This is a genomic window from Microbulbifer sp. CNSA002 (genome assembly GCF_047324085.1).
In the GTDB taxonomy this organism is placed as follows: domain Bacteria; phylum Pseudomonadota; class Gammaproteobacteria; order Pseudomonadales; family Cellvibrionaceae; genus Microbulbifer.
Genome location: NZ_CP172449.1, coordinates 4641501 through 4654126 on the forward strand (window position 1 = coordinate 4641501; position 12626 = coordinate 4654126).

Here is a 12626-nt window from a genome sequence, read left to right on the forward strand (position 1 = left end):
CTTCTGTCCTTTTTAGTACCTCTGGGAATGCTTCTTCAAGTAGCGGTAAATAGCGTCCTGGGCCCGACAGCCCCTACTCCCTTCATTAGCCAACCTGGTATTGGTTTGACCGGCATCAATTAAGCGGGCCTTCTGATTATCATGCCACTGTAGTTCCATGATCTTCTTAATGGTTCGGAGGTGTCGAGAATTGGTTACCGGATAAGTGACTTCGATCCGTTGATCCAGACAGCGGTTTTTCAGGTTCGCAGAGGACATCCACATCAGTTCATCGCCACCATTATGAAACACATAAATCCTTGCGTGCTCCAGAAACTTATCCACCAAACTGATCACCTTAATATTGTCGGATAATCCAGGGGTGTCGCATACCAAAGAGCACTCACCGCGAACGAGTAATCGAATATCTACTCCCGCAGCGCTCGCCCGATAAAGGTGGGCAATCAGTTTGCTGTCTATCAGGCTGTTGCACTTAAAAAATATGCCAGCTTTACGCCCAGCAAGGGCGGCCTCTATTTCCCGGTCTATGGCCTGCTCAAAGGAACTTCTCAATGAGAAAGGAGAAACGATAATATGCTTAAAAACCTGTTTTGTATTGGGGAATCGCATAAATTCAAACAAGTTATAGATGTCGCGACCCACTCCCTGATCATTAGTCAATACACTGAAATCACAGTAGACACGGGCAGTACTCTCATTAAAATTCCCTGTTCCCAACTGGGTATAAAAGCGATTCTTTCCCTGCTCACGGCGAACTACAGAAATTAATTTCGCATGAACCTCCATTTCAGGAACGCCGTAAACAACCAACACTCCCGCTTCTATTAATTTACGGGACCAATAAATATTGGCTTTTTCATCAAAACTCGCCCGCAATTCAACAACCGCAATTACTTTTTTATTATTTCTAGCCGCATTAATTAACGCCGCGATTACCCTTGAGTTTTTCGCCATTCGATACAAGGTAATACGTATCTCTTTTACCTGCGGGTCAATAGAGGCCGAAGCAAGGAAATTTGTTATTGCCCAAAAGTCATGGTACGGATAACAGAACAATCCATCATCGTCTTGCAATTGGTCAAAAATATTTTCACTGGTGGATAAAGACAAGAGCGGTGCCGGCCTTCTATACCGACAACTTTTGGAGTCCGGGGCAAAGCCCATAAGATCTTTGGAGTTGTGATAACGCCCACCAGGGGTATAACTATCCCTGGACCCCATCTTCAGCTTTTTCTTAATCAGCTCCAACAGTGTATTAGGCATTTCCATGTCGTAAGCAAGACGTACTGGCTCTGCACGCTTACGCTGTTTGAGTGACCGTTCAACACGTTCGAGAATATCCCGGTTGACATACTCTCCCAGCTCAATATCTGCATCCCGACTTATCTTGAACATATAGGCCTTGGCAGAAAGAATAGGCAGAACATTGCGGAAGACTTCTTCCAGGCACACTCGAATAATATTATCCAGAACGATGTAAACTTTCTCTTTCCTGCCTTGGCGCGATGGGATTTCCAGGAAGCGGGGAAGAATAGCAGTGGGAATCTCCATAACTGCATATCTGCTTGGCTGCCCTTTTAAATTCAAAGTGATAGCGAAATAGATATTGTTGTCACTCAGCAATGGCATTGCTGATCTGCCATCGATAAAAAAAGGCTCTAACTCCGGTAAAACCAGGCTATGGAAATAATTTTTTACAAATCCCAACTGATGGCTATTTAAGCTATCTTCTCGAACAAGATAAATACTATGTTTTTTCAACCCCGATAACACTTTGACATAAGCTTCGGCATAGCGCTTTTCAAGTGTCAAAATACGATCATTAATAGTTTTCAATAGCTGGGAAAAGTGCTCCCTCTGCCCCACACCAGAATCAATACTCGCCAACCTCCGTACACCAGCCACCTTAATGCGGAAAAACTCATCCATATTCTGGGAGAAAATTCCGAGAAAGTGTACCCGTTCGATAGCTGGGACTGTTTCATCCTCGGCTTCCTGTAGTACTCGTTCATTAAAAGATAGCCAGCTTAATTCGCTGGGAAATAGAGGAATATCATTCAGCATAGTTAGAGCACTTCACCAACGCTTCTACTATTGATCACCAAAATCCAAATACCAGCCTCCCCAAATCCGCCCTACTGGTACAGAGCTTAAAATCTGGCTAACTATAAAATAATAGAACAAGGTGACAGCGTATTTTTGGATTAACTCCTTGTGATATCGGCTATAAAACCAACAGTAGAGTTTTTATCTTGGTAGCGGGATCAATAAATAGAGAAAAGATGCACTCTATCAAGAGTGAAGCCTAAACTGGGTAGAATAATGATGTTAGCAGTGCAAATGGTATTTGTGACCCCACAGACAAACTGAAGGGTCACCATTTAATCTAAGGAAGGTCTGCAGCCCATTATTGGCGATCTATACTACTCCTCCTCACGCTGCTTTAAAAAGCGATAGATGGCATCCTGGGATCGACAACCTTTTCGTCCCTCATTAGCTAACTTGGAATTTGTTTGCTTGGCATCAATCAGCCGCGCCTTCTGATTATCACTCCACTGCAATTCCATAATTTTGCGAACTGTAGCCTGGTGCTCCGGATTCATAAGCGGGAAAGTGACTTCAACTCGCTGATCCAGGTTTCGTTTCATCAGGTCCGCCGAAGACAACCACATCAGCTCATCACCACCATTGTGAAAAATATAGACCCGGGCATGCTCCAGGTACTTATCTACCAAGCTGATAATACGAATATTGTCTGATACGCCCGGAGTTTCACAAACCAATGCACACATCCCACGAACGATAACACGAATTTTTACACCTGCGGCACTGGCACGATACAGCTGCTCAATAATCTGGCTATCCACAAGGTTATTACACTTGAAAAATAGCGCCGCTTCCTTCCCTGCCTGGGCGGCATCAATTTCACGATCTATCGCTGCAGTAATCGCATCCCGATAGAAAAATGGTGAAGTGATAATACGTTTAAAAGAAGGGCGCTTACGCGGTGCCTGCATAAACTCAAATACATTGTACACGTCCCGACCCAGCTCCTGGTTATTGGTCAATAAGCTAAAATCGCAATAGACCTTCGCTGTATTCTCATTAAAGTTACCGGTGCCAAGATGGCTGTAGAAACGATCTTTGCCATCCTCGCGGCGAAGCACAGAAATTAACTTGCAATGTACTTTGAGATTGGGCATGCCATACACCACATTCACCCCGGCATCGCTCAACTCATGGGACCAATGGATATTGGCCTTTTCATCAAAGCGTGCCCGCAACTCCACCACCGCAGTCACTTTTTTGTTATTGCGAACCGCATTAACCAGAGCCGCAACTACACGGGAGTTCTTTGCTACCCGGTAGAGATTAATCCGAATTTCTTTAACTTGAGGGTCTAGTGCGGCAGAGGCCAGGAAATTGACAATCGCATGGAAGTCATAATAGGGATAATAATAAAGCCGATCCCCTGCGCATAGCTGTGAAAATACACTTTCATTTTTCGGTAAGGCTGGCAGTGGTGTGAGGCGCTTATAGCGAAGTCGGGCGGATTCTCCCGGGAATTTCATCAGATCTTTGGAGTTGTGATAACGCCCACCGGGGGTATAGGTATCATAACGACCCATTTTCAGTTTCTTCTTCACCAACTCCAGTAGAGCCTCAGGCATATCACCATCGTATGCCATACGCACCGGATCTGCGCGCTTTCTCTTTTTTAGTGAGCGCTCCATTCGATCGAGAATATTCTGGGTTACCTCTTCACTTAACTCCAACTCAGCATCGCGACTGATCTTAAAGGTATAGGCGCTGGCTTTAACGATAGGCACCACATGGCGAAATATTTCTTTAAGGCATCCTCGGATAATATTATCGAGAACGATGTAGACTTTCTCCCGCTTCCCCTCCCGTGGAGGAATCTCCACAAAGCGGGGAAGTGTATCCGTAGGAATCTCCATTGCCACATAGCGCTCGGTACCATCATCCAACTCAAGTGCTATCGCAAAATAGATACTGGTTTCATTAATCAATGGCATGGGCTTGCGCCCATCGATAAAGAATGGCTCCAGCTCCGGCAGCACTTCCCGGTGAAAGTAACTTTCTACAAACTGGCGCTGGTTATCGCTAAGCGAAGTCTCCCTAACCACATGGATATCATGCTTTGCCAGATCCTTTAAAGCTTTGTTATAGGCCTTCGCATAGCGCAACTGTAACCTCAACACTCGATTATTAATCGATTGCAATAGATTACTGTAATATTCCTTCTTTTCTCCGCCAACGGAAAAGGCTGCTAAACGACGTACCGCTGCAACATGCACACGGAAAAACTCATCCAGGTTATTAGAGAAGATTCCCAAAAAATGTACGCGCTCAATAACAGGCACACTTTCATCTTCCACCTCCTGTAAAACACGCTCGTTAAATGAAAGCCAGCTCAACTCTTTGGGAAATAGAGGCACATCGTTAGACATTGCAAAACCATAAAACGCACCCAGTATCTAACGGCAGTTTAAAAATCCAGATTATTCTGGAAGCAGCCTTAACACGGGGCTGAGGGTCAAGATTAAGTAAAGAAATATGCCACTGAAATGTGGCTGTGAGCAAGCGCCTATAGCAATATAACGATCTAGTATGGCTTCACAGTTTTCTGCCACACTGTTTCAGTCCATAAATTGACACAAATAAATAAAAAATATCTTTTATTTATAAAAGATATTTAATAATTTTGTAACACTTTTAGAGGTGGCGCCTTTTTGGTGCGCTGTAAATTGACTGCACTCACTATTGGACTGAAAAGTGGCAAAATGAATAATAGAGCGTCCGACTCCATACATTAGCGCTTTCAACGGGATATTGATGCAAGCTCCAAACGAACGCTATGCCGCCCTAGATTTGGGCTCAAACAGTTTTCATCTGCTCCTGGCAGAATTTCGTGATCAGCGCATGGTACGCCTGCACACAGACAGAGCCATGGTGCGCCTGGCCGAGGGGCTGGATATTAACCACCACTTGGACCCGGCGGTAACCGAACGGGCCCTGACCGCTCTGCAACGCTTTCAGCCAGTGATGGATAAACTGCCCCTCGACCATGTGCGTGTTGTGGGTACAAATACACTGCGCATGGCTGCGGCCAATGCCGATGGTTTTTTGGAAGAAGTGGAATCAATACTCGGAGTGCCGGTGGAAATTATCAGCGGTATCGAGGAGGCCCGCCTGATCTTCACCGGGGTTCTCGCCGCCGCCAATGGCCCCCCTCGCTTGCGCTGCATTATTGATATTGGCGGTGGCTCCACGGAGCTGGTTCGCGGTGGTGATACTCCACAGCAACTGGAAAGCCTGGATATAGGCTGTGTTTCCTACAGTAAACGTTTCTTTGCTGATGGCCTGATCAGCCGCAATACCGTAAACCACTTCCAACGCGCGCGGCGAGCGGCGCGGGCCGAATTGCAGGAGCTACAGCATATTGCCGAAGGCGCGGAAGTTACCGGTTGCTCCGGGACTATCAAAGCGGTTGCCAGGATTTGCAATGATGGCGAAGTAAAGGCGATCAAGCGCGGGGATATCGATCAGCTTGCGCACCGGGTTTCCTCCGCCAAACATATCGCGGACCTGGATTTACCCTACCTGGATGAAGAGCGTCGCCCGGTATTCGCTGCCGGCCTGGCGATACTGCATGCAATATTCTGCGAACTCGACATTATGCGTATGGAAGTCTCCCCCTATGCAATCCGCGAGGGCATAGTGCACGACTTGGCCGGGCGCTTGCACGGCGGGGATCGACGTGCAGATACGATTGCCGCCATGGTAGAGCGCTGGCAGGTAGATACCAACCAGGCTAAACGTGTCAGTTCCACCTCACTCAACCTCCTGCAGCAGTTGCGCCCCCAGTACCCACCAGAAGGCAAGGTGCGACTGCACTGGGCTATCCAGTTGCACGAAACCGGCCTGGCCCTAACTCACAGCAGCTTCCGCAAGCTGGGGGCCTATATGGTTAAACACGCCGATATGGCCGGATTTGCCAAAAGTGAACAGGAGCACCTGGCCTATCTGGTGCACAACCAAAGGGGAAGAATCAAACCGCCACGGGAGCACTATGGCTTCCACCCCAGCCCAGACCTTCTGTTATGCCTGCGCCTCGGATGTATTATTCACCGGGACCGCACCGAACGCAGCCTGGACGGCTTAAAGCTATATGACCAGGGAGACGCCTATCACCTGGAAGCCGATCAACAGTGGCTGGAGGATAGCCCGGCAATTGCAGAATTGTTGGAGCAGGAAGAGCAACACTGGCGCTCACAGAATCGGCCCCTACAGATAACGGCGGTATAAGAGCCAGGGGCCCTTGTGAGCCACTCTGAACACTGGCGTTTTACGCAAATATTCACCCTACAATCAAAAGCTATGAAACTGAGCGAAGTCACTCTCGAACACCACTATGCGGATATGGGGGAAGCCTTTGGCATCCCCATAGCACCCACTCCTTTCCGCCACCCCAAGGTAATCGATACCAACCCTTCTGTGCTGCAACTGTTGGGAATAGACCCCAACGAGAAATCTGACCCCGCCTGGGCCGAGCTGGGCTGCGGCGCCCGCCTGTTTAAGGGAAGCCGCCCATTTGCGATGAAATACACCGGTCACCAGTTCGGGGTCTACAACCCAGACCTGGGGGATGGGCGAGCACTGCTATTGGGTGAAATCGAGAGTGAAGGCCGGCGCTGGGAACTGCATTTAAAGGGTGCAGGAAAAACGCCCTACTCCCGCTTTGGTGATGGCCGCGCAGTATTGCGCTCCACCATACGGGAGTACCTCGCCAGTGAGGCACTCTACGGCCTCGGTATTCCCAGCACCCGGGCACTGTGCATTGTCGGAAGCGACGAACCTGTCACCCGTGAGAAAATCGAAACCGGGGCCATGCTGATCCGAGTAGCGGAGAGCCACGTGCGTTTCGGTCACTTTGAATACCTGTTTTACACCAAGCAACTGGAGGCCCTACAGGAGTTGATCGGGGTTATTTGCCGACGCTTTATACCGGGTACAGAGGGTATGGCAGTGGGCGACCAAGCTGAAGCACTTCTGCGCTTTACCACCCGGCGCAGTGCAGAGCTAGTTGCAGCCTGGCAGTCCGTAGGCTTTGCCCACGGCGTGCTCAACACCGATAACATGTCGATTATTGGCGACACCTTTGACTACGGGCCCTACGCCTTCCTGGACGACTACGACCCCACTTTTATCTGCAATCACTCCGACCACACCGGCCGTTACGCCTTTGAGCAACAGCCTGGAGTCGTACTGTGGAACCTGAATGCTCTCGCCCATGCACTGTCGGCCTTTGTCGGTGTAGACGCCCTACGCGAATGCCTGGAGCAATTCCAGCCGGTGGTAAGCGAGGCCTATGCGCAACGTATGCGGGCCAAACTGGGCCTGGAAAAAGAAGAGGATGGCGACCAGGCCCTCTGCTCGGAACTGCTGAAGTTGCTTCAACACGGCCAGGCCGACTACAGCCTGTTTTTCCGCGCCCTGGCCCACTACCGGGGGGAGCGTCCGGCCAGCGCTTTGCACGAGTTACTCAAACCCACTCACCACAGCGCCCTGGATCAGTGGCTGGAGCACTACGATCGCCGCCTCACCCGGGAGACAAATAACTCCCGGGAGCGCAATCTAGCCATGCTGTCAGTCAACCCGAAATACATTCTGCGCAACTATTTGGCACAGAAGGTCATCGAGGCTGCTGAAGATGGCGACTATCATCCTTTGCGGACTCTGCGCCAGTTACTGCAATCCCCTTTCGCCGAGCACCCGGAGCGAGAAGTCTGGGCCAGTGCACCGCCAGAATCCGGCAAGCGTATCCCCTTGAGCTGTTCCTCTTAAAGGTGCCTTTGGGTAACTCACAAAGGTCCCGAAATTGGGACAAGTAGAGAGAAAAGGCAGGGATATGTGGCCAAATGCTACTTTTTGACTGTTAGATTTTACCTGATGACGACTAGCCCACTGCCCTCTCAGGTGACTTGATGTAATATCTGGGTCACCCTACTTTACATAGGAAAATAAGTGATGATTAGAAACCTGCTTCTGGCCACCTTTGGCCTGCTGTTCGCCCTGCAGGCCAGTGCTGCAGATATCCTGGGCAACTGGCGCACTATCGATGACGAGACTGGAGAGACAAAGTCCATCGTCAACATCTATGAAAAGGATGGGAAGTATTACGGCAAGGTAGTGGATCTTCTGATGAAGCCTAACGACACCGTTTGCGACAAGTGCCCAGGCGACCTGAAAGGTAAGCCCATTGTCGGCATGGATGTCATCAGCGGGCTGGAAAAGAAAGGGAAAAAATACGAGGACGGGGAAATTCTCGACCCGGTTAAAGGCAAGGTTTACGACCTGAAAGTCTGGCTGGAGGATGACAACACCCTTAAGCTGCGCGGCTACCTGGGCTTCCTCTACCGCACCCAAACTTGGCACCGAGTTCAATAAGCAACTAGGTGCAGCTCTCGGGCCCGAGTTCTTTCGGGCCCAGAAACCTCTCTCTCAAACCCAGTTAAAGCACCACCCTGCCGCTTTCACCGCTCGTTGCACGGGCCGACACCACTTTATCATCTTCACTGGTATCAATTCGTACCTTGGCGCTCATACCTGCGCGCAGAGGCGGAGAATCCTTGAGGGGGTATAGACGCAATCGCACCGGCACCCGCTGCACGACTTTCTCCCACTTGCCACTGGCATTCTGCGGCGGTGTGGAAGCAAACTCACTGCCACTGGCGGGGCTCATACTGTCCACCTGAGCCTGCCACTCAAAATCCGGGTAGGCATCCAGGGTCACTTCCGCCTGTTGGCCCGTGCGCACGCGACCCAGCTCGGTCTCTTTCAGGTTGGCCTCCACCCAAAGGCCAGTGGAGCCAATCATTTGCAGCAGGTTAATGCCCAGAGTGGCCATCTCCCCCACCTTGGGTACGGTATTGGCGATAGTGCCATCCACGGGAGCAATAATGCGCGTGCGCGATAACTGGTAGCGGGCGGTATCCAGCTGCGCTTGAGCCACTTTTAAATCTGCCTGCTCTTCCAGGGCAATACTGGGATCACCTCCCAGTTCAGCGCGCAAGCTGGAGAGCTTCTCAGCATTAATCGTGATCTGTGCACGGGCCCGCTCCAGCTGCTGGCGGGCGCTGTCCAGCTCCGCCTCGGAAAACGCCACCTTGCTCAGTTTTTCATTGCGCTCCAATTGGCGGCGGTAAAAGTCTGCATCTTTGCGTGCCTGCTGCAACGCTGCGTCTGCTTCAGCATATTCTGAACGGCGAGCGAGCAATTCGTTGCGCACCTGGGCCAGGCGCGCCTCCGCCTCAGTCACCGCCAGTTCGAAGGCCGTGCGGTCGATCTGAATCAATAATTGCCCCTTCTCCACGACCTGGTTGGCACTCACCAGTACCTGGGTGACAACACCACTAACCTCAGGCGCCAGGGAAATCTTGTCCGCTTTCACGTAAGCGTTCTCTGTCTCGACAATATCGCTGCCGCGCAACAGGTTCCATCCCCCTATCAGGACGGCCAATACCAGGAAAAAGGAGAGTGCGAACTCTCGTTGTCCGGCGCGGTCTAGCTTAATGGACAGCTTTTCAGTCACATTCAATCTCTTCACGTGTCAAATTCTTGCGCAACCGCAATAGCAGCGACTGCAATTGATCCACCTCTGCGGCGGAAAAGCCCGCAAGTGCCTCACTGCGGGTCTGCTGGGCTACACCGCCCAGTAACTCAAGGGCCGGCATTGCCTGCCCCGTCAGATAAATACGGAAACAGCGCCGGTCCTCGGGATCGGGCCTCCGCTCCACCAGCCCCTCCTGCTGGAGGTTATCCAGCTGGCGCGCCAGACTGATCGGCGCTAGGTCCAGGCGCTCGGCCAACTCTGCCTGCTTAAGGCCCTCCTCGCGCAGTAGATGCCAAAGCACCTGCCAGCGGGATCCACTCAGCCCGTGGTCCTTGGCTCTGCGGTCAAAGTTTCGCCGCAGCAGCCGTGCTGCACTGTGTAGTTCAAAACTCATTTCAGTAACGGCATCTTCCCTGGACATATCTGCTCTCCCTGTCTAAGGCCGCTCATTATAAGCCTGCTTATTATTTCATCAATGTGCGAGTTATCAATATCCCAAAACCCCATTAAAAAAGGCGGTCACTAGGACCGCCCTTTCGACCTGCATCCGGGATGGGTCTATTTCTCCAGAACCTCGATCTTATCGACCTTCTGGAAGCCCCGGGGCAGCTTGTTGCCACGCCGGCCACGCTCGCCGCGATAGTGATCCATCTCCGAGATCTTGATCTTGGTATGGCGCTTACCGGCGTGAACGACCAGCTGGTCCCTGCCCTTCAATACAGCAACACCGATGACCACCTCTTCGCGGGCCGCAGCTCGGGCCGAAGTGATATTGATAATCTTATTGCCCTTGCCTTTGGACAATTCCGGCAACTCAGTCACAGGGAATACCAACATGCGCCCTTCAGTGGTCACCGCTGCCAGCAAGACGTCATCGAGACTATCCAGCAATTGAGGTGGGAGTACCTGGGCCCCCTTGGGCAGGGTCAGCATGGCTTTACCCGCCTTATTGCGCGACTGCAAATCCGAGAGCTTGGCGATAAAGCCATAACCCGCATCGGAAGCCAGTAACACTCGCTGCTCATCAGGGCCCATCAACAAGCCCTCAAAGGTGGCACCGGAGGGAGGATTGATACGCCCACTGAGGGGTTCGCCCTGCCCTCGTGCCGAAGGCAATGTGTGGGAGGCAATGGAGTAACTGCGTCCGGTACTATCGAGTAATAACGCTGGCTGGTTACTCTTGCCACGCGCGGCAAAACCAAGACTGTCCCCCGCCTTATAACTGAGCGCTGCCGCATCAATTTCATGGCCCTTGGCCGCGCGAATCCAACCTTTTTCAGAAACGATAACGGTGATGGGATCTGAAGACAGCAGCTCGGATTCACTAAACGCCTTTGCCTCTTCACGAGCCACAATCGGGGAACGGCGATCATCGCCAAACTCTTTGGCTGCGGCCAGAAGCTCTTTCTTGATCAAGGTCTTGAGGCGACGCTCGCTATTCAGGGTCTTGGTGAGGGTATCTCGCTCTTTTTCCAGCTCCGCCTGCTCACCGCGAATCTTCATTTCTTCCAGGCGCGCCAACTGGCGCAGCTTGGTATCGAGAATGTAGTCCGCTTGGATATCCGTGAGCTCAAAGCGATCCATCAGCTCCTGCTTGGGCTCGTCACAGGTACGGATAATTTCGATCACTTCATCAATATTGAGGAAGGCAACCAGCAAACCTGCCAACAGGTGCAGGCGCTTCTCAACTTTATCCAGACGGAACTGCAGACGACGACGGGTGGTAGTGGCGCGGAAAGTCAGCCACTCCCGCAGGATTTTATCGAGGGACTTCACCTGCGGGCGCCCGTCGATACCGATCATATTCATATTGACGCGGTAGTTGCGCTCAAGATCGGTAGTGGCAAACAGGTGATTCATCACCGATTCCATATCCACCCGATTGGATTTCGGCACAATTACCAAGCGCGTCGGGTTTTCGTGATCCGACTCATCGCGCAGGTCGCTCACCATGGGCAGCTTCTTCGCCTGCATCTGCTGGGCGATCTGCTCCAGTATCTTGGCACCGCTCACCTGATGGGGCAGCGCGGTAATGACAATATCGCCGTCTTCCTTGCTCCACAGGGCGCGCATCTTGATAGAACCGCGACCGGAGGTGTAAATCTTACGGATATCATCCCGCGGCGTAATAATCTCTGCCTCAGTGGGCATATCCGGGCCGAGAATATGCTCACACAGCTCTTCTACTGTGGCCTTGGGATTTTCCAGCAGCTCTACAGTCGCGTTGACCACTTCGCGCAAGTTATGCGGGGGAATATCCGTAGCCATACCCACGGCAATACCGGTGGTACCGTTCAATAGAATATTGGGCACCCGCGCAGGCAGTACGCAGGGCTCATCCATGGTGCCGTCAAAGTTGGGCTGCCAGTCCACAGTGCCCTGCCCCAGCTCCGACAGCAGCACTTCCGAATATTTACCCATGCGCGACTCGGTGTAACGCATCGCGGCAAAGGACTTGGGATCATCCGGCGAGCCCCAGTTGCCCTGGCCATCAATCAGTGGGTAGCGATAACTAAACGGCTGTGCCATCAGTACCATCGCCTCGTACACGGCACTATCGCCGTGGGGGTGGTACTTACCGATCACATCACCAACGGTGCGCGCGGACTTCTTATACTTGGCAGTATTCTTCAGGCCCAGCTCACTCATGGCGTACACGATACGCCGCTGTACAGGCTTAAGGCCGTCACCGATATTCGGCAGGGCGCGGTCCAGGATCACATACATGGAGTAATCCAGGTACGCCTTTTCGGTGTACTCCTTTAACGGCAGGCGCTCTGTGGCCTCATAAACAGAGGTGTCGGTCATACAGCACTCGTTATTTTGTTCGGAAGGGGCGGATTATGGCGGACTGAGGCGGGAGGTTCAAAGGGAGCTGGTAATGAAGCACTATCTGACAAAGGGGATTGGCATAGTCCTCAATCTCGAACTGCTTTAGTTCTATGCAAAATGGTACTACTCAGTTATTGCATTAGGAAGGAGTAGGTAA

The 12626-nt window shown here is 51.6% G+C and carries 8 protein-coding genes; 3 read left to right on the forward strand and 5 right to left on the reverse strand.

Annotation, left to right across the window (positions count from 1 at the left end):
- Positions 1–12 precede the first annotated feature (12 nt).
- The gene (gene ppk1, locus ACG1BZ_RS20515) at positions 13–2064 is read right to left on the reverse strand and encodes a polyphosphate kinase 1 (RefSeq protein WP_413663438.1); all 2052 of its coding nucleotides are present in this window, start codon (positions 2062–2064) and stop codon (positions 13–15) included.
- 359 nt (positions 2065–2423) lie between these two features.
- Entirely contained in the window at positions 2424–4472 is a 2049-nt protein-coding gene (gene ppk1, locus ACG1BZ_RS20520; protein ID WP_413663439.1) for a polyphosphate kinase 1, read from the reverse strand.
- 385 nt (positions 4473–4857) lie between these two features.
- On the opposite strand from ppk1 (ACG1BZ_RS20520), the gene ACG1BZ_RS20525 reads away from it, so the two are divergent.
- From ACG1BZ_RS20525 to ACG1BZ_RS20535, 3 genes are all read left to right on the forward strand, one after another.
- Positions 4858–6330, forward strand: a complete 1473-nt coding sequence (locus tag ACG1BZ_RS20525) for a Ppx/GppA family phosphatase (RefSeq protein WP_413663440.1) — start codon at positions 4858–4860, stop codon at positions 6328–6330.
- A gap of 72 nt (positions 6331–6402) precedes the next feature.
- Positions 6403–7869, forward strand: a complete 1467-nt coding sequence (locus tag ACG1BZ_RS20530) for a protein adenylyltransferase SelO (protein WP_414686423.1) — start codon at positions 6403–6405, stop codon at positions 7867–7869.
- A 183-nt stretch (positions 7870–8052) separates the two neighbouring features.
- Positions 8053–8472, forward strand: coding sequence for a DUF2147 domain-containing protein (locus tag ACG1BZ_RS20535; protein WP_108734638.1), 420 nt, complete (start codon positions 8053–8055; stop codon positions 8470–8472).
- A gap of 64 nt (positions 8473–8536) precedes the next feature.
- Here ACG1BZ_RS20535 and ACG1BZ_RS20540 read toward each other — a convergent pair whose 3' ends face one another.
- The 3 genes from ACG1BZ_RS20540 to parC form a co-directional block, all read right to left on the reverse strand.
- On the reverse strand, positions 8537–9616 hold the full coding sequence (locus ACG1BZ_RS20540) for an HlyD family secretion protein (protein ID WP_282931136.1): 1080 nt from the start codon (positions 9614–9616) through the stop codon (positions 8537–8539).
- Entirely contained in the window at positions 9609–10058 is a 450-nt protein-coding gene (locus ACG1BZ_RS20545) for a MarR family winged helix-turn-helix transcriptional regulator (RefSeq protein WP_413663442.1), read from the reverse strand. Before ACG1BZ_RS20545 ends, ACG1BZ_RS20540 begins: the two co-directional genes overlap by 8 nt.
- 137 nt (positions 10059–10195) lie before the next feature.
- The gene (gene parC, locus ACG1BZ_RS20550) at positions 10196–12445 is read right to left on the reverse strand and encodes a DNA topoisomerase IV subunit A (protein WP_413663443.1); all 2250 of its coding nucleotides are present in this window, start codon (positions 12443–12445) and stop codon (positions 10196–10198) included.
- Between the last annotated feature and the right edge of the window lie 181 nt (positions 12446–12626).